This is a genomic window from Amphibacillus sediminis NBRC 103570 (genome assembly GCF_001552275.1).
Classification (GTDB): domain Bacteria; phylum Bacillota; class Bacilli; order Bacillales; family Amphibacillaceae; genus Amphibacillus_B; species Amphibacillus_B sediminis.
In genome coordinates, this window is sequence record NZ_BCQW01000003.1 from 155,764 (window position 1) to 178,287 (window position 22,524).

A 22,524-nucleotide genomic window follows, 5' to 3' on the forward strand; every position below is an offset into this window, starting at 1 on the left:
TGCTTAACCTCCTCTACTTAAATCTTTTACAGGTGCAAATGTTCGTCTATGTATTGGTGATACTCCATAGGTTTTGAGCGCATGAAGATGAGCAGCTGTTCCATAGCCTTGATTGGTTGCAAATTGATAATCAGGGTATTTATCGTGATATTCCAGCATCATTTGATCTCGTGTTACTTTGGCAATAATACTAGCAGCTGCAATTGAGATGCTTTTCTGATCTCCTTTAATAATTGATTCACTAGGACAATTAAGCTGATTCAGTGAAACAGCATCGACCAAGAGCTGATCTGGCTTTGGTGTCAATGCTTGAATAGCTTGACTCATAGCTAGAATTGAAGCTTGATAAATATTGAGTTGATCAATTTGCTCATGATCGATAATCCCTATCCCATACGCAATTGCCTCTGATTTGATTTGTTCAGCAAAGAGCTCACGCTTTTTTGCCGATAACTTTTTAGAATCCGTTATTCCAAGTAGGCTACAGTTTTTAGGCAATATGACCGCAGCCGCAACAACAGGGCCAGCTAACGGACCTCTTCCTACTTCATCGACACCAGCAATCAGTTGTTTGCCTTGCTGATAATATTTATTCTCATACGTTTGCATCGTGTTTAATTGCATTTGTAAATGCTGTTCCTGTTCTTTCCGCCTTTTATAAGCCCTAACTGCCTGTTGTACACCCTTCCGCTTATCTCGAGTCAATAAATCGATCATCTCATCATTAAGCTGGTCCTTATTTAACAATGATTTGATCTCGGCAATCGACCAATTAGAATCTACCATATCAACACCTCTTTATCGTTATATTTTATATCGTCATGATCGAAGTAACATTTAGCCTATTCACTATAAAGTGAAACTTCGTTCAGTGGGGGGCACGCATAGGATGTGCTCGTGCAGACGTTGCGACACGACGTCACGAACGTAGTCAGCTTCCTCTCTCCCACACTGAACGTTAGCTGAATCAATCGGGCCGTTACTGTCTATTGGATCTCCCACTTAGATAATGACGTGTTCCCTTATTTCTTGAACTGGGAGGCTTACAAAAGCCCCAGCCAGTTACACAGCGATAAAATAGAAAGAAACGCAAATGCCATCATTAGATTTGCGTTTCTTTCATTCAATTAGATGGGGTCTCTAATGTGATCCGACCAATCTTACCGGCCCGAATATCACGAATGACGAGCTCTGCCGCTTTTTCGATATCGACAACTCCACCACTAGCTAGAGCACCTCGTGACTTACCGATCTGTTCGATCAGATCAACTGGTTCAGCATCAACTTTTTCTAGTTGATAGCGTTCTATAAGTAGATCAGGGTAATGCTGTTGTAAAAAGCTTAAAGCATAAACAGCAACATCCTCAATCGACAGGATCTGGTCCTTAATTGTGCCAAGCACAGCTAATCGATACCCAATCTCTTGATCTTCAAATTTTGGCCAAAGGATACCTGGCGTATCAAGTAATTCAAAATCTTTTTTGACTTTAATCCACTGTTGAGCAGTGGTAACACCTGGTCTATCGCCGGTTTTAGCAATTTTCTTATTTGCTAAGCGATTGATCAACGTTGACTTCCCCACATTAGGTATTCCAATGATCATTGCTCTTGCTGCTCGAGGACGAACGCCTTTTTTTTGTAAGCGAGCCATCTTCTCTGCTGCCATTTCCTTGGCCGCCTCAACAACCTGTTGAATATCCTGTCGATTCTCGACATCTACAGCAATCGCAGGCGTACCTTCTTTTTGATGATAGGCTAACCATTCAGCTGTGCGTTTCGGATCGGCAAGATCCTTTTTCATTAATACACGCAGCTTTGGTTTTTGCTGCAATACTTGGTGCAACATTGGATTTTGAGATGCTAGCGGTGCACGCGCATCAACTAATTCGATCACAAAATCAACAAGCTTAAGTTTTTCTTGCACTTCTCTCCGTGCTTTTGCCATATGTCCAGGAAACCATTGTATTGTCATTTTTTCACTCCTAATTCACCTTACCTATTCTGTTAATTGGCCAATAGATTAAGCTTGCTCTTCCCAAGATATCATCCTCATGAATCAAACCTAAATATCTGCTGTCGGTTGAATTTCTCCTGTTATCACCGAGTACCAGATAGTGATCTTCAGGGATAACAGTATAGGAGCCTGGTAGATCTGATAAAGAAAAATCATACGTATACTTGCCTTCACCTTCTAACTCTTGAACAGTTTGAGCAATGAAGGGTTCTGGGATAAATACTTGGTTAATATAGAGCTGATCATTACGAATCTCCACCTGCTCTCCAGGTAGACCGATAATTCGCTTAATATACTGCTTCTCCTCAGTTGCTTGAAAAACAATAACATCGAACCGTTTTGGTGATGTGAACTGATAAGATAGTTTTTCGATAATAAGATGGTCTTGGTCTTGTAATGTAGGAGCCATTGAGGGTCCATCGACAGCAATAGGGGTTAAGAAAAATAAGCGCACAAACCAAACGATCAAGAATACAATTGCCAGGGGTCTAACCCAGCCAAATCGCTTTTTTTTAGCTTTTGCCATCATATTCACTCCATTATTATCACAAAGAAAAACGAGTTTCTATTATAAGGGATTTTAAGCTATAGTTTTGGCTCAGCTCGTTATTATGTATGGTATATGCTTTACCAACTGAATTTATCCATATCGTGTACAAAATGTCGGTTTAGAAGCATGCAAAAATAAGCCAGCAATGAAACAACGCGACGCTTATCATTTAATGATTTTTGAACAACCTCTATGAATTATGGTACAACCAATCTGATCCCTATTAGTCATACTGTCTAAGGAAGAACCGAGCAAACTCCTTTTCAGATATCTTGGATAATTAATGCATAGAAAAAGAATCTCTCCATACAAAGAACAGTTTCTATTATTAGAATAGCATATGTTTGATCAAATAGCACGTCTATAGACGCACTTGAACCAAGAGCAAAACTCATGTATCAGGTCACGAGAGGTTGCCTTTATAACAAATAAAATCTCAAAGAATCAAATGGTTTTATGTTTTAGCTAAAAAACCAAAACAATAGACCTAATTCACCATACATCATGGCGTCTTTGGTCTATTATATTTCTGAGTGGATCTATATCACGTGCTATTTCCACTGAGCCTTGTGTACTTTGATTCTAGTTTGAATCAAGGCTAATAGCCTTTGTCAATTTTCCTAATCTACCTTCTCAATCTATGAAATAAACTGATAAAAATCTCCTTTTAATTCAATTAGTGAATCATAAGACCCACTTTCAACAATCGTCCCTTCTTCCATAAAAATAATTTCGTCATATAGCTTTAATAGAGTATGGTTAAGAGAATGCGTTACTGTAATAAGCGTTAAATTTTCTATATTAAGTAGGGTACGTTCAATGTCATATGCGGTTTTCATATCAATTGCAGAAGTCCCTTCATCCAAAATTAATAATGGTTTATTCTGTATTAAAGCTCTCGCAACGGCTATCCGTTGTCTTTGTCCTCCGGATAAATTTACACCATTTTCTCCGGTCTGTGAATTTAATGTTTTTTCTTCGTCTAAAAACAACTCCACTCCACTCATACTGAGCGCTTTCTCTAATTGTTCATTCGTATATGAATTATATAAGCAAATATTATCTTTAATACTTTCATCAAATATGTAAATATTTTGATGAATAATAGCACACATTTCTAATACGCTATTAATATTCATATCTTTTAATTCTATATTATCGTATAGAATTTGACCACGATAATTTGGGTAATATCCACTTAATAATTGAATAAGTGTACTTTTCCCACAGCCGCTTTTCCCAAAAATAACGTATTTTTTATTCTTTTCAAATCTAAATGATGTATGATTTAAAGCATTCTTATTCTTCCCATATCCAAAACTCAAGTCTCGAATTACAATATCCTTTTTAAATGTAGCCTTTTTATTACCTAAAAAGCCCTTTTCTTGATATTCAATCAAAGATTTTACACGATCGATTATGGGCATCATCCCTCTAATTTTGGGCCCTTGTTCCGAAAGCATCTGAATAGGTGCTGTTATATTTCCACTTACCTGAACCAAACCTAATAATGCCCCCGCAGTAAGTTGCCCTTGGATGATGAGATAGGCTGAGAACAAAATTACACCAACTTGAGCAAACAACCCTAGTAAAAGCGAAATCGATTCAATAAACGCATATAATTTATCTACTGACACTTTAGATTGATATAATTCACTTGTATTTTCTTGAAACTTATTCTGGATAGGATTGATCATGTTATTTGATTTAATTATTTCAAATCCTGATAAGATATCTTTTGATTTAATAGTTAATTTAGAAAGTTTTTCTGAATATATATTTTGTCTTTTTTGGAGCAAGGGGCTAAATATCGAAGGAACTACAATTAACAAAATTAAGGCGATAATTAAGGCAACTGAAACGATAGGACTTAAATAAAACATCACAATGAATGATGCCACAAAAATAATGACACTTTGTACTACCGAAAGTAGTGGAAGAAAATAATTTTCTTCTAATAATTTTATATCATTTGTTATAGCTGATATATAATCAGCAGAATTCACCGATCGAAAATCACTAATATTTTTTTTAAGTACACCATTAAATATATTATTTCTTAACGTATTATTAATTTTGCTGATTAATTTCTTACTAAAGAAGCCATACAGGTAGTAACTAATACCTAAACCTAAGAAAAAAAAGAGTGACTGTAAAATACCATTATAGAATTGCTCTAAATCAAGTTGTAATGCTACATCCATGATGTCCCTTAAAATTATTGCAACTAAAGCTGACATCACAGCGAAGATCAAACTAAAGCAAAGGGTAGCTGTTAATAACAACTTGTGTTCAAATATGTATTTTTTCATTCCCACTAAGCCTCTTTTCACTTTTATTTATCATTATAATTGTTTATATTTACATCTTTTAACTTTTAATAATCAAGTAAATTATATCACAATAAATGGAAGTTAAAATCGATTTGTTGAATATTAAAGCAATTATTTGAATTTTTTTATGTACCATACACATTAAAGTACAAAAAAGTTATAAATACCAAGGGTTAGAAAAATTTTAGGAGTGAAAACCAAAGCGTCCGAGGATACTCGTGAGTTGAATTGAGTGATACAATATGTGAACATATTGACCTTAATCGTTCGATTGAAAAATGACAGATGAAATCGAGGAGTCTCTTGCTGCTGCGGATAAGCTAATTAAAGAAAAAAGGTAAGTTAAGCAAACTTTTTGGTCTGATAAACAAAATATTACCTAGAAAATAAGTATCTTTCCCTCATTGAACAACACATCACTTATCGGCTCTATAGTCTGATTGAGAAGAGCATCTTCTAGCAAAATGATAAAGTGACCTTACTAGCTATTCCAGAAAAGTTTCTTAACTAACTAAAACGCCTCACTCCACAAACAGGAGAGAGGCGCTTTTGCTATGATTCTTTTAACGAATTTCTTTGATACGTGCTGCTTTACCACGAAGATTACGTAGGTAGTAAAGTTTTGCACGACGTACACGACCACGGCGTGTAACTTCAATTTTATCCACACGTGGAGAGTGAACTGGGAAAGTACGTTCAACTCCTACACCATAAGAAATCTTACGGACAGTGAATGTTTCACTAATACCACCATTTTGACGCTTAATGACAACACCCTCAAAAACTTGGATACGTTCACGTGTACCCTCAACTACTTTTACGTGTACTTTAACCGTATCACCAGGGCGGAATTCTGGGCGATCAGTGCGAAGTTGCTCCTTTGTAATGTCTGCAATTAATTGTTGCATGTATATACACTCCTTATTAACTAATGCTCATATCCGATAAGTTCGTGACAGCGGAACATCGTTTTCTTGACTGAGCTTCGCTCAAGTCCAACTGATAATATACCATAAATCAAAAGCTAATTCAAGCTTTAGTTCAATTCTGATCATCTTCCTGTAACCATGCTCGTTCTTGCTCGGTTAGAGGATAGTCTTGCAGTAAATCTGGCCGTCTTTCCATTGTACGTCGAAGCGATGTCTTATGCCGCCATTCTGCTATTTTTTCATGATGCCCTGAGCGTAGGATATCTGGGACTTGGTAGCCTCTAAAATTAGCAGGTCGCGTATAGTGAGGGTGTTCCAATAAACCGGTTGAAAATGAATCCTGTTGTGCTGATTCCTGATTTCCTAGGGCATTTGGCAGTAAACGTACAACACTATCGATCACAATCATTGCCCCTAATTCACCACCCGTAAGCACGTAATCGCCAATTGAGATTTCATCAGTGACCAAATGTTCACGAATTCGTTCATCATATCCTTCATAATGACCACATATAAAAATGAGATGGTCTTCCTTGGCTAACTCCTCCGCCTTTTTCTGTGTATAACGTTCTCCTTGTGGACACATTAGAATAATACGTGGAGAGTTCGATACATTTTGTTTAATATCTTCGACAGCTGAAAAGATCGGTTGGGGCATCAATACCATCCCTGCTCCACCCCCATACGGATAATCATCAACCTTTTGATGCTTATTTTCAGCATACGCGCGAAAGTCAATTGTTCGATACTGAAATGCACCTTGTTCTTGAGCCTTTTTCATGATTGATGACTGCATGACACCTTCAAACATGGCAGGAAATAAAGTTAATATATCAATTTTCATCATGACAACAACCCATCCATTGGTTCAATGACTACTTTTTTCGTCTGCGGATCTACCTGTTTAACGACTTGCTCAATGTATGGAATTAACAAATCCTTTTTGTTTGAGGGCTGCTTGACCACCCAAACATCATTAGCACCAGGTGACAGTACTTCACTGATTGTCCCTAAGTATTCACCGGAGGTTGTTTCTACCTTACATCCAATGATTTCATGGTAGTAGAATGCTCCTTCTTCAAGCTGTTCTTGATCCGATTGATGAATTTTTAGCATCCCTTGTTTAAAATGCTCGACATCATTAATGGAATCGTAGCCTGCAAATTTTAACATATCAAATTGTTTATGTTTTCTATGCTGCTGAATGGTTAAGGCAATCGGTTCTTGTTGCCCTTGTAGAAATAAATAAAGGATATTCCCTTTTTTAAAGCGGTCCTCAAAATCGGTAATCCGAACCACCTTTAGCTCTCCTTTAATACCATGTGTATTAACGATTTTTCCAACATTAAAATACTCAGACATCTTTATCACCTACTTATTTCTTTAAATGTTTATCATAAAAAAATGGACTCTAATTAAAATCCGCTTTTTTTTGATAAACATTCACTAAGCCCAATAATGTAAAACAGGGAAAGGTCCCCCTTCCCCTGTTTTACATAATATCCAGGTAAATACGTTTTTTTGTATTTGTACCTGCAGCATACACAACCGTACGAATTGATTTAGCAATTCGACCATTTTTTCCAATCACTTTTCCAACATCCTCAGGATTAACGGTCAGATGATAAACCATTTTGTTTGGTTCTTCTTTCTCAACTACCTTGATGTCTTCAGGGTGATCAACTAATGGTTCAACAATCGTTGTGATTAAGGCTTTCATGTTATCACGCTACCTTACTTTTGAGTTTTCTGGTCGTGGAATTTCTTCATGATGCCTTCATTAGAAAATAGATTTCGAACTGTATCGCTTGGCTTTGCGCCATCAGCCATCCATTTTAATGCTTTTTCTTCATCTAAATTCACTTCAACCGGATTAGCCACCGGATTGTATGTGCCAATTTGTTCGATAATGCGTCCGTCACGTGGAGCACGTGCATCAGCAACAACTACACGGTAAAATGGGTTTCTCTTTGATCCCATTCGCTTTAAACGAATTTTTACGGCCATATTTAGCACCTCCATATCTAAATGTTTTACACAAGTTTAAATTGTATCAGATGTTAGACAGTCTGTAAAGTGTTTTTACATTACATAAAGGGTAAATTAAATCCTTTTTTACGCTTTCCTTTCTTACCACCTTGCATTCCTGTCATTTGCTTCATCATTTTCTTCATTTCACTAAACTGCTTCAAAAGGCGATTCACTTCAGCAACGGAGCGACCAGAACCTTGAGCAATCCTTTTTTTACGGCTAGCATTGATTAATGAAGGGTCTTGACGCTCTTGTTTTGTCATTGATTTGACTATCGCTTCAACATGAACCAACTGCTTATCATCAAATTGAACATTCTTAAGACCTTTCATCTTGTTAGCACCAGGGATCATCGCCAAAAGATCATCTAATGGTCCCATACTTTTCACTTGTTCCATTTGGTCAAGAAAATCATCGAATGTGAAAGAAGCGGAGCGCATCTTTTCTTCTAGCTCTTTTGCTTTTTTCTCATCAACATTTTCTTGAGCTTTTTCAATTAAACTAAGGACATCACCCATCCCTAGAATACGTGAAGCCATTCGTTCAGGATGGAAGGCTTCTAACTGATCTAGCTTCTCTCCCATCCCGATAAATTTAATCGGTTTCTCTGTCACAGCTTTAATTGATAAAGCCGCACCACCTCTAGTATCTCCATCAAGTTTGGTTAAGACGACACCTGTAATATTAAGTTGTTGATCAAAGCTTTCCGCAACATTGACAGCATCCTGACCTGTCATCGCGTCAACGACTAGAAAAATTTCAGCAGGATCAGCCTTCGCTTTGATTTCAGTAAGCTCACCCATTAACCCTTCATCGATATGGAGACGACCAGCGGTATCAATGATGACATAGTCATAATGCTCTTCCTTTGCATGTGCAAGTGCTTCTTCAGCAATATCAACAGGGTTCGCATCCGTCCCCTTTGCAAATACCGGAATGTCTAGCTGCTTGCCTACTGTTTTCAATTGATCGATCGCAGCCGGCCGGTAGACATCAGCAGCCACTAGCAAGGGCTTACGATTATGCTTTTTCCTTAATAAATTAGCCAGTTTACCCGTTGTTGTTGTCTTACCAGCACCTTGTAAACCTACCATCATAATCACAGTAGGTGGACGGTCAGCTACAGCTATCTTACTTTGCTCGCCACCCATTAAACTCGTCAACTCTTCTTTAACAATCTTAACGACTTGCTGACCTGGTGTTAAGCTTTCCATAACTTCTGTCCCAACGGCTCGTTCTCTAATTTGCTTAACAAAATCTTTGACCACTTTAAAGTTAACATCTGCTTCAAGCAATGCCAACCTTACCTCGCGGGCCATTTCCTTTACATCTTGCTCGCTAACTTTTCCTTTACCGGTCATTTTTTTTATCGTGTTTTGTAACCGATCAGCTAAACCCTCAAATACCATAGAGGAAGTCCTCCTAATCTAATTCTTTTAGTACTTGTAAATATGCTTGGATTGAACGCTTATCTTCTGAAGTGATAGCAGCTGTTAGTTTATCTAAAGTTGCTTGTCTTTGCAGGAATTTATCATATAAGCATAATTTTTCCTCATAGCTCTCTAACATCGCTTCTGTGCGTCTTATGTTATCATAAACGGCCTGTCGTGACACATTAAACGTCTCAGCGATTTCACCTAAAGAGTAATCTTCTAAATAGTACAGTTCCATGTAATTACGTTGCTTAGGTGTTAATAATGCTTGATAGAAATCAAATAAAAAATTGACGCGGGTCGTCTTTTCTAGCATACCAACACTCCTTGTTAAGTGAAAAACCTTTACATTTAAATATTAGTTCAACAGACTAGGTACTGTCAAGTTAACCAATCGACTTAGCCTTCTAACATATCGGCAAATAAGCCATAAACAAATGCATTTGGATCGAAGGTTTCTAAATCGGTAACTTTTTCACCAAGTCCTACATACTTTACGGGGATGTTTAATTCCTTTCGGATTGCTAATACAATCCCACCTTTAGCAGTCCCATCTAATTTTGTCAAGACAATACCAGACACATCCGTTGCTTGGGCAAACGTTTTAGCCTGACTTAGAGCATTCTGACCAGTAGTTGCATCTAATACCAGTAAAACTTCATGAGGGGCTTGTGGAATTTCACGTTCGATCACACGTTTAACTTTATTTAACTCATTCATCAGATTGACTTTATTTTGTAAACGTCCAGCTGTATCACATAGCAGGACATCGACACCACGTGATCGAGCTGCCTGAATCCCGTCGTAGATCACAGCTGCGGGATCACTGCCCTCACTATGCTTAATAATGTCGACACCGACACGGTCAGCCCAAACCGATAGTTGCTCAATGGCTCCTGCTCTAAAAGTATCACCAGCCGCTAACAATACTTTTTTACCATCTGCTTTAAGCTGGTGAGCTAGTTTACCGATCGATGTCGTTTTACCAACACCATTTACACCGACAAATAAAATGACCGATAAACCATCTTGATTAAGGTTTAAGGGAACCTCATCAACAAAGTCACCATTACTATAAATCTGAACAAGTTGCTCAGAGATCAATTCCTTCAAATCGGAAGCATCCTTGATGTTTTGGCGTTTAGCTTCCATTTCTAACTCTTCCACTAATTCCATCACCGTATTAACTCCAACATCTGCTTGAATCAATAGTTCTTCTAAATCTTCAAAGAATTCCTCATCTACTTTACGGTACCGTGCCACCAAATCATTTAGTTTACTGGCAAATGAATGACGCGTTTTGCTTAAGCCCGATTTATATTTATCTGATACTTCCTCCGTCTCAGCCGAGGAGGTAAACTTTTCTTTTAGTTTTTTGAAAAAGCTCATTCTATTCCCTACTTTCTTTATGATTCAATTAAAGCTTCTGTCTCTTCTAATTTGACTGAAACAAATCGGGAAACACCCGACTCCTGCATGGTGACACCATATAAGACGTCCGCTCCTTCCATTGTTCCTTTACGGTGTGTAATGACAATAAATTGCGTCTGCTTACTGTACTCTTTTAAGTACCGACTGAAGCGATCAACATTGGCATCATCCAGAGCAGCCTCCACTTCATCCAGTACGCAAAATGGTACGGGACGAACTCGTAAAATAGCAAACAATAATGCGATCGCAGTCAACGCACGTTCACCACCAGAAAGTAGTGCTAATTGCTGTGCCTTTTTACCAGGTGGCTGTGCTTTTATCTCTACGCCCGTAGTCAGTAGCTGCTGTGGATCAGTTAATGTTAATGCAGCATGGCCTCCACCAAAAAGCTGACGAAAAACGGTCGAAAATTCCTCTTTAATTTGTGCGAAGGTATCATGAAAGCGACGTTCCATCTCCTGATCCATTTCTGAGATAACCGCATATAACGTTTCTTTGGCTTCTATTAGGTCTTGTTGCTGTTCAGCTAGAAATTGATGGCGCTCCTTGATCCGGTTATATTCATCAATCGCACCTAAGTTGATCGTCCCAAGCTCACTAATTGCTCGTTTAATTAGCTTTACTTCTTGACGCGCTTGCTTAATATCCTCTGCTTTTGGATAGAGCTGCTGTGCTTTTTCAAAGCTCATTTCATATTCTTCTTGCAAATGGGTTAAGCGATTTTCCAGTTCAACATCGAGACGATTCGCTTTTACCTCAATATTTTGGCGCTGTTCAATGATAGCCTGCCGTTGATTCCTTACAGTTTTAAGGCTATCCTCACGTTCAGTTAATAGCGTTGTAAGTTGAAGTCTTTGCTTACGTTTATCCTGAATGGATAAGGTCACCTGCTCCTTTTCTTCTTGATAAAGTAATAGTTTTTCGTCGAGTTGATCAATTTGGCTAATCCCTTTCTCTAGCTGCTCAATCTCAGCTAACTCTTGCTTTAACTTACTTACAGACGTCTCAACCTCTGTCAGCTGATGTTTAAGTTGCGTTACCTTTTCATCTTGATGAGTAAGCTCCTTTTTCTGCTCAGCCCAGCTAATTTCTAACGATTGAGCTTGGGCTCTTAATTGTGCTTGGTTTTGATCAAAATCTTGCTTTTGTACGTTTAATTGTTCAACTTGATCCTGTGTTTGCTCGATCGAATGTGCTAATTGAGCTAATAATGCTTCATGTTCAGCTTTCTTTGACTCAAGCTGATCACGTTCTGCTTGTACTTGAAGCTGATCTTGCTCAAAAACATGAAGTTGATCAGTATAATGTTTTAAGCGAATTCGGCAGGCCTGCAACTGACTATTTACCTGGTGGAATTGATCCTGTTGCTCTTGAATTTGATTGGTCAACGCTTTGATGTCAGTACGTAATGCAAACACATGCTGTTCTTGCTGTTCAATTTTTTCTGTAAAACGCGTTGCTCTTTCTTGATATTCAGCCAACTTTTTAGCTAAATTATCGAGTTCTTGGTCACGGGTAAATAATGATTGTCCTGATGATTTCCGAGCACCACCAGTCATAGAACCGCCAGGATTGACTACATCGCCCTCTAACGTCACCACACGATAACGGCGCTCTGTTAGTGCAGCAATCTGATTGGCATCCTTTAATGTCTTCGCAATGATGGTATGACCTAGTAGATAGTCAATAATAACTTGATAAATCGAATTTACTTCTACAGCCTGATTAGCCAATGTGACAAAGCCACTATGCCCCTCAATTTTCCTAATTAAGGACAAAGGCAATGTTTTCGGTTTCATGGTTTTAAGCGGTAGAAAGGTTGCTCTGCCCTGACTTGTTTCCTTCAAGAACTGAATGGCTGCTCGCCCATCACGCTCATCTTCAACAATAACGTGCTGAGCTTGGCCCCCAAGTGCTGTTTCAAGAGCTGCGGTATATTGGGTTGGTATTTTAATTAACTCAATCAAAGCGCCATGTACACGTTCTAACTTGTTATGATCACGCGCTTTTAAGACCGCCTTTACTCCTTGGAAAAAACCTTGAAATTCATCCTTCATTTCTTCAAGCATTTCTTTTCGTGAGCTAATTTTATCAATATGACGATTTCCTTGTTCAAGCTTTATCCGCATATCGGCTAAATCCTGCTCACCAATTGCTAGCTGGTTTTGCTTAGCTTCCAACTGATCTTCAAGCTGTTTAGTGTTGTCAGAACACTGTTCCGCTTCTAAAAGTAATTGCTGCTCTTTAGCGATTAGTCTCTCATGTTCTTCACTCTGATCCTCACGTTTTTCCTTAAAGACCGTAAACCGCTCATCTAATTGTTTAAGCTGTTGGGTAATGGCCTGAATCGAATGTTTGGTTGTTGCCTGATCATTCAGTAATTCGATATAATCTGCTTTACGTGATTCAATTTCCCGTTCAATGGTGTCGACATCCACCTTTAATTGTTCCTTCGCCTGCTTTAAAAGCTGTTCGGTTTTTGTCTTTTCTTGATTAATGTCTGAAAGTTTACCAACTTCTTTAGCAACTTGCTGTTGCAAAGCTAGCCTATTATCTTGAAGTCCTGATAAATCCTGCTCAAGTTTTTCTTTATTCTCTGCCGTGTACTTAGCGCGTTCTAATAAAACATTTTTCTCACCTGTTAGCTTTTCCAATGACTCCGTTATATGAAGTAATTGTTGTTGATCAGCTTCAATGGCTTGATCAATTTGTTCTAACTGAACTTCTTCCTCTTCTACTTTAGCTCCTTCTTTTTGCAGTTGAACCGAAAACTGTTGTTCTTTTTCTTTAAGCTGTTCAATTTCAGTTAAGTGGGCTTGCCACTGATCATGTAATTCTACAATCTCAGCATTTAGTAGTGCAATTTCGGTCTGAGTTAATTGCTCCTTCTTGCTAAGATAATCCTTGGCAATCGATGATTGTTGCTCCAGAGGGTCTAACTGCCCCTCAATTTCATAAATGATATCTTCAACGCGATTTAGATTCTCCTGGGTCTCAGCTAGCTTGTATTCAGCTTTCTTTTTGCGATTTTTGTATTTTAGCACGCCAGCAGCTTCTTCAAAAATGGTTCGTCTTTCTTCAGCCTTTGAGCTTAATATTTCTTCAACCTTTCCTTGACTAATAATAGAAAAGGCTTCCCTTCCTAGACCAGAGTCAAGAAATAAATCAATGATATCCTTTAAACGGCAAGGCTGTTTATTTAAGAAAAACTCACTATCACCTGAACGATAGACACGACGGGTTACACTAACTTCATGATAGTCAATCGGTAGTGTTCTTGCTTCATTGTCTAGTACAAGCGTTACCTCGGCGACGTTTAATGGCTTTCTCGTATCACTGCCTTGAAAAATAATATCCTCCATTTTGGAGCCACGCAAAGATTTCGCTGACTGTTCTCCTAATACCCAGCGGATGGCATCCGTTACATTACTTTTCCCACTACCATTAGGACCAACTACAGCTGTTACACCTGGGACAAAATCAACAGAAATTCGTTCAGCAAATGACTTAAAGCCAACTGATTCTAATCTTTTAAGATACACTCTGATTCACCTAATTCCGTATGATGATCTGCTTAATTGCGATTCATCTCTTTCTATTTTAACTAATTTATTTTATCATAAAGAGAGTCATGTTAGAAGGCTAGTTTAGCACTGGAGGAGAAATAATGGATTTAACTGTAGCAAATGAAGAAAATTTACAATTTATTTTAACACATATTGGTGAAAAAAAAAAAAAAAAATTAACAGTTGTCAATACTGCAATACTTGATCCAATCGATTACGACCTAAGTAAATATCATGAACTAAAGCTACTTTATGATCATATTGCTGAACGGGATTCACTATCTGTATCAGAAATCCAAGCTTTTATTGAGGAGTTATCTTCAATTCGAAAATAGGAAAGATAACCGTTGGCTCGTTCTTACGAAATCATTCGTAAAAACGAGCCAACGCTCAATTTAAGGATGTGTTAATTATATATCAAATCGGTCTTGACGTATTTATGTCCAGATTTTATCGTGCTTCACCCGATAAATTCCCGCTGAAAATCTGTCAGATCCAACGGTGACTATTACTTGATTCGCCCAGGGGTTTAACCCTTACTGAATGAAAATACATATCGGCTTTCATCTCACCACTAGAGTTGAAGAGTTCTGCTGAATGAAGTTAAAAGCTAGCAGATCGACCATTGCAGTTTTAAGCCTTGGAACGTACATCCCTTAAGACGTGAATCATGAGGCTACTATTAGATCTGATACTAATCATTCAATGTCATTTTGAAGACCTTCTTTAGGTCAATACTTCTTGTTGATCAAGCGCCTCTTTCGCTGCCCGTTGTTCAGCCTCTTTCTTTGTTCGGCCTCGACCTATTCCAGCCACTTCCTGATTAATCTGGACATGGGCGACAAATTCTCGATCATGAGCTGGACCATGCTCGGCAATAATCTCATATTCAATTTCAGCATGCTTATTTTGCTGAATAAGCTCTTGTAGCTGACTTTTGTAATCAAGTGCATGAGAGAAAGCACCCTCTTTTACCTTTGGATAAACATGGGCACTTAGAAAACGAACGACAACATCAAAGCCTTGATCTAGATATAAAGCACCAATAAAGGCTTCAAATACATCAGCTAGTAAGGCCGGACGTTTCCTTCCACCTGTACGTTCTTCACCTTTTCCCAATAAAACGTAGCGATCAAAATGCAAATCAGTTGCAAACTTAACAAGCGCTGGCTCACAAACGATAGAAGCCCGTAGCTTAGTTAATTCACCTTCCGCTTTATTCGGATAAGTACGATATAAATACTGAGAAATTCCTAACTCTAAGACGGCATCACCTAAAAACTCGAGCCGTTCATTGTCCTTATGGATACGATTTTTATGTTCATTAACATAAGATGAATGAGTGAAGGCTTGTTCGAGGATTTTTTGATTATGAAATGTTATGCCTAATTCTTCTTGTAGTGGTTTGAAGTTCATCTAAATAAAACACCTCCTTAGTTTAGCTCAAGTTATCATTTTTCACGAAGGAAACGCGATATGTCATAGCTTGCTCAGCATTAACTATTATTTCCGTTCACTGGGAATGGACAAGCCTCTGACCGCTAACCATAATTAGCACGAAAAAATGTTTCCTACACCATTATATCTTATCGTTTCTAACAGCAAAATGCAAAGGTCTCGTCTTAATAACGAGACCTTTTTGCTTAGGGCATCATGAATGCATTAACCTATACTTAAGCTTGGCTGTCTATGTAATTAACAGCATCGCCTACTGTATTAATTTTTTCTGCTTCTTCATCAGCAATTTCCATATCAAACTCATCCTCTAGCTCCATTACAAGTTCAACAACATCTAATGAATCAGCCTCTAAGTCATCTTTAAAAGAAGCTTCTAAGGTTACTTTTTCTTCTTCAACATCTAGACGATCGACAACAATCTTTTTTACGCGCTCAAATGTATCTGCCACGTGCATTCACCTCCTTTCAAATCTAATCCATTTACATCACCATTCCACCATCGACTTGTAAAGTTTGACCCGTAATATAATTAGCATCATCAGAAGCTAGGAAAGCAACAGCCTTTGCAATATCCTCAGCCTTCCCTAACCGCTCTAATGGAATAAGCTTTAATAAATCTGCTTTTAATTCATCATTTAATTCGTCTGTCATGTCAGTTGCAATAAACCCTGGTGCAATTGCATTAACTAAAATATTACGACTGGCTAGCTCTTTAGCCGCTGTCTTAGTCATCCCAATAACGCCGGCTTTTGCAGCTACATAGTTAGCTTGACCTGGGTTTCCTGTAATACCAACCACTGATGATATATTGATAATTTTCCCTGAGCGTTGCTTCATCATAGGTCTTGTCACAGCTTTGGTACATAGAAAGACACCTTTAAGGTTTGTGTTAATAACTTGATCAAATTCTTCTTCCTTCATCCTCATTAATAAATTATCGCGAGTAATGCCAGCATTATTCACTAAAAGATCAATACGACCAAATTGATCAACAACAGACTTAACCATTCCCTTAACCTCAGACTCATCAGAAACATTGGCCTGTATCGTGATAGTCTGTTGGCCAAGTGCTTTAATTTCACTCGCTACTTCTTGAGCTTTTACTTCATTGCCTGCATAGTTAATAGCCACATGATAACCTCGTCGCGCAAGCTCAAGTGCAACTTCGCGTCCAATTCCTCTCGATCCACCTGTTACTAATGCTACTTTACTCATCTTGATCCTCTCCTTTATACCATGCCATAAATTCACTAAATGAATCAGGATCTTGAATTGAAAATACTTTAGCTTTTCTAGAGACTTTCTTTACAAGACCAGCTAACACCTTGCCATTTCCAACTTCTACAAGTGCGTCTAAGTCTTCTTCAAGTAGTTTGGCTATAATTTCATGAAAACGCACTGGGGAATAAAGCTGCTTCACTAATAATTGCTTTAGCTCTGTTGCATCCTTTGTCTTCTCCGCTGTTACGTTTGCATAGACTGGGACTTCTGCTTGGTTAAAATCAACTTGATCAAGCAAATTAGCTAGCTGTTGAGAAGCTTGTTCCATCAAGCTAGAGTGAAATGGACCACTTACATTTAAAGGAATGACTCGCTTTGCTCCTTGCTCTTTCAATCGCACCGTAGCTTGATCTATCCCTGCTTTTGTACCGGATATAACAATTTGGCCAGGGCAATTTAAATTAGCAATTTCAACGCAGGCTTCAATCTCGGATAGCGTTAACTTTATCGCTTCTTGATCTAAGCCTAATACGGCAGCCATGCCACCTTGCCCATCAGGATCAGCTTGTTCCATTAACTTGCCACGTTCATAGACGAGCTTTAAGGCAGAGTCAAAGTCAAGCACTCCTGCCGCTACCAGCGCACTGTACTCGCCTAAGCTATGGCCCGCTACAAAGCTTGGCTGAACACCTTCAGCCTTTAACTTCTCATATATAATCGTGCTGATTAATAGTAAAGCTGGTTGAGCATACTTCGTTTCAGTCAATGTCTGCTCAGGGCCATGTAAAATCAGGTCAGTTAATGCTGTGTTTAAAATTCGATCAGCTTGATTAAAAAAGTCTTTACTTGACTCATCTTCGTTAATAAAAGCTTCTCCCATGCCAACCTTCTGTGATCCTTGACCTGGAAAAATAAAACCCACTCGCTTCATGTTATTCCTCCTCATTTAACTGCATCGATGCAATAGTTTGCTCAATCAGAGTTGTAACATCATTAGTCACCATATGATTGGCCTGTTTAATTGCACTGTAAATCGCACGAGGATTAGATGATCCATGTGCCTTTATCACCGGAGCGGCTAAACCAAATAATCCTGCTCCACCATATTCAGCATAATCTAATTTAGCTTTTAATTGCTTTAGATTCGATTTAATGACACTGGTCGCAAGCTTTGCTTTTAAAGATGAGGTTAAAGATTCTTTAAGCATACTAAACATGGTTAAAGCGGTCCCCTCAATTGTTTTTAAAGCAATATTGCCACTAAAACCATCTGTGACAACCACATCAGCCACGCCATCAAGCAAATCACGTGCCTCAACATTTCCAATAAAGTGAATCGGTGCATCTTTTAACAATGCAAAGGCTTGTTTAGTCAATTCGGTGCCCTTACCATCTTCAGTTCCAACATTCAGTAGACCTACGCGTGGTTTGCTAATGTTCCGAACCTTTTCACTGTAAATCGATCCCATAATGCCATATTGAACCAAATGCTTTGGTTTAGCCTCAACATTAGCACCTACGTCTAATAAGACAAAGCCCTTTTGATCAATTGTCGGTAATGTTGGACTTAATGCTGGCCGTTCTATTCCTTTAATTCGTCCAACCTGGAAAAGGCCCGCACTCATCAATGCACCTGTATTTCCGGCTGATATACACGCATCTGCGCGTCCTGCTTTTACTTCTTGTGCCATCAGCACGAGTGAGGCATCCTTTTTTCTTCGAACAGCTTTAACAGGCTCTTCATCACCTGTTATGACTGTCGTTGTATGTATAATGTCTATATTATGATTATTGTTTAGCAACGGCTTAATTTGATCCTGATCCCCAACTAAAGTAATGCTAAGATTATCCATTTCGCTAACGGCCATTACCGCTCCTTCAACAATTGCCTGAGGAGCATGATCACCGCCCATTGCATCTATAACCAATCTCATATTGTCTCCTCCTATTTATCGGTAGATCGAAACATCGTAAATATCCCTGAAAAAACAAGCTCCTGATCGACATAACTATCAACATTCACTATCGTTCTCTTTTTCTTATCAATGGTTTTTACATGGGCCTTAGCAATGACACGTTCTCCTTGTTTAACCTGACGTGAAAACCTAATTTCCGCTTTAGCCGTTAAGGCTAACTCGTCATCAATGACTGCAACAGCTAATGAATTAGCTTGAGCAAACAAGTGATGTCCCCGGGCAATATCGTTCCGACTAAATACATGGTCTTTGGTAATATCAAGAATGGAGATAGCTCGTTGATCAAGCTCAAGATCAATGATTTCGCCAATGACGTCATCGATGGGTAGTGCTTTTACCGTCTCATTCCATTGATCCGTTGCAACTGACTTAATCCGCTCACGTAATTCTGGGATAGATAACTCCATTCGATCTAATCGGATCGTTTGGATACTGACTGAAAAAAAATCTGCTAATGCTTCATCTGTTATAAAAGGGGTCTCTTCTATCTTCATTTTTAATTGCTCTTGACGGATCTTTTTCGGTAATCTCATTCCAGTCACCACCTCAACTATTCCTTATTCATTCATCCTATGACTAGGTACTAATAGTAATATATATGACTATGAATCATTTTGCAACCCTAAACTTTAATCAAAGCCATTAGTCTTTTGCTTTTGAACAAAATCGATATGCTGTTTTAATCGGGCATAATCTGGGTTTTGAGCTAAACGGTTTTCAAAGATAATATTAGCTGCATCCCGACGTGCGGTCTCTAATGTTCGGTAATCATGAACCAGATCAGCTAATTTAAATTCTGGTAATCCACTTTGCTTATGACCAAAAAAGTCACCCGGACCACGTAACTTTAGATCCTGTTCTGCTAATTCAAAGCCATTACTTGTTTCGGTCATAATGCGCATGCGCTCTTTTCCAATCTCACCTTTGGGATCAGCAATTAATATACAATAGCTTTGAGCATTCCCTCGACCAACTCGACCTCTTAATTGATGAAGCTGAGCAAGTCCAAAACGTTCCGCGTCATATATCACCATCACCGTTGCATTCGGAACATTGACACCAACCTCTACAACAGTGGTTGCAATAAGCAACTGGATCTCATTTTCAGTAAAGCTGCGCATAACTGCTTCCTTTTCTTCATTTGTCAATCGTCCATGTAGTAAGCCAAGCTTAATATCTGGAGCTAGCAAACCTTGAAGATTATGAAAGAGATCAACAGCATTTTGAATATCAAGCTTATCAGACTCTTCAATTAATGGGGTGACAACATAAGCTTGATGGCCTTTGGCAATTTCCTTTTCTATAAAGGTTAGAATTCGTGGCAGCATCGATTCTTTAACCCAAAATGTCTCAATTTGCCTACGTCCTGCAGGCATTTGATCAATAACAGAAACGTCCATATCGCCATAACTCGTAATCGCTAATGTTCGTGGAATCGGGGTAGCTGTCATAAAGAGAACGTCTGGATCAATTCCCTTTTCTCGTAAAACCTTACGCTGATTCACACCAAATCGATGTTGCTCATCAACAATTACCGTACCAAGGTTAGCAAAATTAACGTCATCTTGAATCAGAGCATGAGTACCAACAACAATATTAATCTGACCGTTCTCAAGATTAGCCAAAATTTCACGTTTGTGCTTAGCTTTAATGGATCCGGTTAATAATTCAACATGAACTAGACCATTAAAAAGCTGCTGTAATGATTGAAAATGCTGTTCAGCTAAGATTTCAGTTGGCACCATAATCGCCCCCTGTTTTCCTGCGGTCACGGAGCTATATAAAGCTATTGCCGCAATAACTGTTTTACCAGATCCAACATCGCCTTGAAGCAAGCGATGCATCCGATGGGGGGAGCGCATGTCATCGTGAATTTGCTTAAGAGCTTGCTGCTGTGCTTCAGTTAAGGTAAACGGTAATTGCTCAATAAACGCCTGAACAAGCTTAAGATCATAGAGCTGGGCATTACCATTTGTCCGTTCGCGGTTGTGCTTACGTAATGCTTGCATCTTAAGCTGGAAAAGTAAAAGCTCCTCATAAATGAGACGACGCTTTGCTTGCTTCAAGCTAGCAAAATCCTTTGGGAAGTGGATTTCAGTTAAGGCTGTGGCTCGATCAAGCAGTTTATACGCTGTTAAGTACTCTTTCGGTAAAATCTCATCAATAACTGAAGCAAATTGTGCTAATCCTTGACGAACAATTTTGCTGAACTGAGCTGACTTTATCGTCTGTTTTAACAGATAAATAGGTTGAATACTTTGTTCTTGATTTATTTCCCCAACTTTGTAGTTTTCAATTGTTATTTGTTGGCGATGCTGATCCCACTTTCCGGTTACTGTCACTTTTTCTCCAACCTGCAAATGTTTTTTTGCAAAGGCACGATTAAACATCACACCTTTAACAACCACTTGGCCTACTCTTAGAGGAACAGTTAAACGTGACTTTTTCTTTCCATAGAAAGTTACAATTGCTTCATTAATAATTTCCCCTTCAATGGTAGCTTTTTGATCATGACTAAGCTGATCTAGTGTGCTTACTTGGAAATGATCATATCGTGTTGGAAAAGTATAAAGTAGATCTTCCACACAATTAATATTTAATTCAACTAGCTTTTCAGCTAAAGCTGGACCTACTCCATTAATTTCAGTAACAGATTGGCTCTCCATTGTTATCACACTCTCTATTTCGATTGATTGTATAGCATCGCAGCTAACGTTTGTCCTGTAGGTGTTGCAGCTAGTCCACCCTCTGCAGTCTCACGAAGCGCACTCGGCATTTGCTGTCCAATACGATACATCGCACCAATGACTTCATCACAAGGAATTTTACTTTTTACGCCTGCGAGCGCCATATCAGCAGCCACGATTGCATTCGACGTACCCATTGCATTTCGTTTAACACAAGGCACTTCCACTAATCCAGCAACCGGATCACATACAAGGCCTAGCATATTTTTTAATGTAATGGCAAAAGCATGAGCACTCTGTTCTGCTGAACCTTGTGCCATTTCGACAACGGCTGCTGCGGCCATTGCAGCAGCCGAGCCTACTTCTGCTTGACAACCACCAGCTGCACCAGAGATAAAGGCGTTATTCGCAACGACAAATCCAAATGCGCCAGCAGTAAATAAAAAATTGACCATTTGCTCTCGTGTTGGATTAAGCCGCTCCTTAACAGCAAATAATGCCCCAGGTACACAACCTGCACTACCAGCAGTTGGCGTCGCACAGACAATGCCCATCGCTGCATTGACTTCATTTGTTGCCACTGCTTTACTAACGGCATCCAATACAACTTGACCTGATAGCGGTTGATGGTTTTGCATATATTGTTGCAATAAAACAGCATCGCCACCTGTTAAACCAGAATGTGACTGAACACCAGCCAATCCCTGTTCAACGGCTTCTTCCATTACCGTTAAGTTTTTTTCCATACGTTCAATAATGACTGCTCTCGGTTGGTCATGAACCTCTATCTCTTGTCGAATCATCACCTCTGATATTGTTATATTATCACGCTCTGCTTGAGCAACTAGTTCTGCAACTGTTCGAAACATAGTCTTCCCTCCACAATCTTCACCAA

Annotated in this window: 22 protein-coding genes; 1 reads left to right on the plus strand and 21 read right to left on the minus strand. The window is 38.8% G+C overall.

All coding sequences use genetic code 11. The features are described 5' to 3' along the window. Window positions 1–3 precede the first annotated feature (3 nt). From rnhB to smc, 13 genes are all read right to left on the minus strand, one after another. Window positions 4–786 carry a ribonuclease HII gene (gene rnhB / locus ASE01S_RS03870; protein WP_067838644.1) on the minus strand — a complete coding sequence of 261 codons (783 nt, stop codon included), beginning with the start codon at window positions 784–786 and terminating at the stop codon, window positions 4–6. Window positions 787–1,123: 337 nt separating this feature from the next. After that, window positions 1,124–1,972 (minus strand): ribosome biogenesis GTPase YlqF, encoded by an 849-nt coding sequence (ylqF, locus tag ASE01S_RS03875; RefSeq protein WP_067838649.1) that lies wholly within the window; start codon window positions 1,970–1,972, stop codon window positions 1,124–1,126. A gap of 10 nt (window positions 1,973–1,982) precedes the next feature. After that, on the minus strand, window positions 1,983–2,540 hold the full coding sequence (gene lepB, locus ASE01S_RS03880; RefSeq protein ID WP_067838652.1) for a signal peptidase I: 558 nt from the start codon (window positions 2,538–2,540) through the stop codon (window positions 1,983–1,985). Between the two features lie 662 nt (window positions 2,541–3,202). After that, window positions 3,203–4,876, minus strand: coding sequence for an ABC transporter ATP-binding protein (locus ASE01S_RS03885; RefSeq protein ID WP_067838658.1), 1,674 nt, complete (start codon window positions 4,874–4,876; stop codon window positions 3,203–3,205). Between the two features lie 584 nt (window positions 4,877–5,460). Continuing rightward, entirely contained in the window at window positions 5,461–5,805 is a 345-nt protein-coding gene (gene rplS, locus ASE01S_RS03890) for a 50S ribosomal protein L19 (RefSeq protein ID WP_067838659.1), read from the minus strand. Window positions 5,806–5,938: 133 nt separating this feature from the next. After that, complete coding sequence (trmD, locus tag ASE01S_RS03895) at window positions 5,939–6,670, minus strand: tRNA (guanosine(37)-N1)-methyltransferase TrmD (protein ID WP_067838908.1); 732 nt, start codon at window positions 6,668–6,670, stop codon at window positions 5,939–5,941. After that, window positions 6,670–7,188, minus strand: coding sequence for a ribosome maturation factor RimM (rimM, locus tag ASE01S_RS03900; RefSeq protein WP_067838661.1), 519 nt, complete (start codon window positions 7,186–7,188; stop codon window positions 6,670–6,672). The genes trmD and rimM overlap by 1 nt, the downstream gene beginning before the upstream one ends. Before the next feature lie 130 nt (window positions 7,189–7,318). Beyond that, window positions 7,319–7,546, minus strand: a complete 228-nt coding sequence (locus ASE01S_RS03905) for a KH domain-containing protein (protein ID WP_067838663.1) — start codon at window positions 7,544–7,546, stop codon at window positions 7,319–7,321. Window positions 7,547–7,560: 14 nt separating this feature from the next. Next, entirely contained in the window at window positions 7,561–7,833 is a 273-nt protein-coding gene (rpsP, locus tag ASE01S_RS03910) for a 30S ribosomal protein S16 (RefSeq protein WP_067838664.1), read from the minus strand. Window positions 7,834–7,913: 80 nt separating this feature from the next. After that, window positions 7,914–9,266, minus strand: coding sequence for a signal recognition particle protein (ffh, locus tag ASE01S_RS03915; RefSeq protein WP_067838667.1), 1,353 nt, complete (start codon window positions 9,264–9,266; stop codon window positions 7,914–7,916). Window positions 9,267–9,279: 13 nt separating this feature from the next. Further along, window positions 9,280–9,606: a putative DNA-binding protein gene (locus ASE01S_RS03920; RefSeq protein WP_067838668.1), complete on the minus strand. Its 327-nt coding sequence runs from the start codon at window positions 9,604–9,606 to the stop codon at window positions 9,280–9,282. A gap of 83 nt (window positions 9,607–9,689) precedes the next feature. After that, window positions 9,690–10,679 (minus strand): signal recognition particle-docking protein FtsY, encoded by a 990-nt coding sequence (gene ftsY / locus ASE01S_RS03925; RefSeq protein ID WP_067838669.1) that lies wholly within the window; start codon window positions 10,677–10,679, stop codon window positions 9,690–9,692. Window positions 10,680–10,696: 17 nt separating this feature from the next. Continuing rightward, on the minus strand, window positions 10,697–14,263 hold the full coding sequence (smc, locus tag ASE01S_RS03930; protein ID WP_067838670.1) for a chromosome segregation protein SMC: 3,567 nt from the start codon (window positions 14,261–14,263) through the stop codon (window positions 10,697–10,699). Window positions 14,264–14,388: 125 nt separating this feature from the next. Between smc and ASE01S_RS03935 the strand changes: the two genes are divergently transcribed. Continuing rightward, window positions 14,389–14,622 (plus strand): DUF1128 domain-containing protein, encoded by a 234-nt coding sequence (locus tag ASE01S_RS03935; RefSeq protein ID WP_067838671.1) that lies wholly within the window; start codon window positions 14,389–14,391, stop codon window positions 14,620–14,622. A gap of 391 nt (window positions 14,623–15,013) precedes the next feature. Here ASE01S_RS03935 and rnc read toward each other — a convergent pair whose 3' ends face one another. The 8 genes from rnc to sdaAA all read right to left on the minus strand — a co-directional run bounded on the left by rnc (window position 15,014) and on the right by sdaAA (window position 22,498). After that, entirely contained in the window at window positions 15,014–15,703 is a 690-nt protein-coding gene (gene rnc, locus ASE01S_RS03940; protein ID WP_067838672.1) for a ribonuclease III, read from the minus strand. A gap of 257 nt (window positions 15,704–15,960) precedes the next feature. Then, window positions 15,961–16,194, minus strand: a complete 234-nt coding sequence (locus ASE01S_RS03945) for an acyl carrier protein (protein WP_067838679.1) — start codon at window positions 16,192–16,194, stop codon at window positions 15,961–15,963. Between the two features lie 31 nt (window positions 16,195–16,225). Next, window positions 16,226–16,966 carry a 3-oxoacyl-[acyl-carrier-protein] reductase gene (fabG, locus tag ASE01S_RS03950; protein WP_157065143.1) on the minus strand — a complete coding sequence of 247 codons (741 nt, stop codon included), beginning with the start codon at window positions 16,964–16,966 and terminating at the stop codon, window positions 16,226–16,228. After that, complete coding sequence (gene fabD / locus ASE01S_RS03955) at window positions 16,953–17,897, minus strand: ACP S-malonyltransferase (protein ID WP_067838685.1); 945 nt, start codon at window positions 17,895–17,897, stop codon at window positions 16,953–16,955. Before fabD ends, fabG begins: the two co-directional genes overlap by 14 nt. 1 nt (window position 17,898) lies before the next feature. Further along, a complete protein-coding gene (gene plsX / locus ASE01S_RS03960) occupies window positions 17,899–18,900 on the minus strand; it encodes a phosphate acyltransferase PlsX (protein ID WP_067838687.1) in 1,002 nt (333 codons plus the stop codon). An 11-nt stretch (window positions 18,901–18,911) separates the two neighbouring features. Further along, entirely contained in the window at window positions 18,912–19,475 is a 564-nt protein-coding gene (fapR, locus tag ASE01S_RS03965; protein ID WP_067838689.1) for a transcription factor FapR, read from the minus strand. A 96-nt stretch (window positions 19,476–19,571) separates the two neighbouring features. Beyond that, complete coding sequence (gene recG, locus ASE01S_RS03970; protein ID WP_067838691.1) at window positions 19,572–21,608, minus strand: ATP-dependent DNA helicase RecG; 2,037 nt, start codon at window positions 21,606–21,608, stop codon at window positions 19,572–19,574. A gap of 14 nt (window positions 21,609–21,622) precedes the next feature. Next, window positions 21,623–22,498 (minus strand): L-serine ammonia-lyase, iron-sulfur-dependent, subunit alpha, encoded by an 876-nt coding sequence (gene sdaAA, locus ASE01S_RS03975; protein ID WP_067838693.1) that lies wholly within the window; start codon window positions 22,496–22,498, stop codon window positions 21,623–21,625. Window positions 22,499–22,524 lie beyond the last annotated feature (26 nt).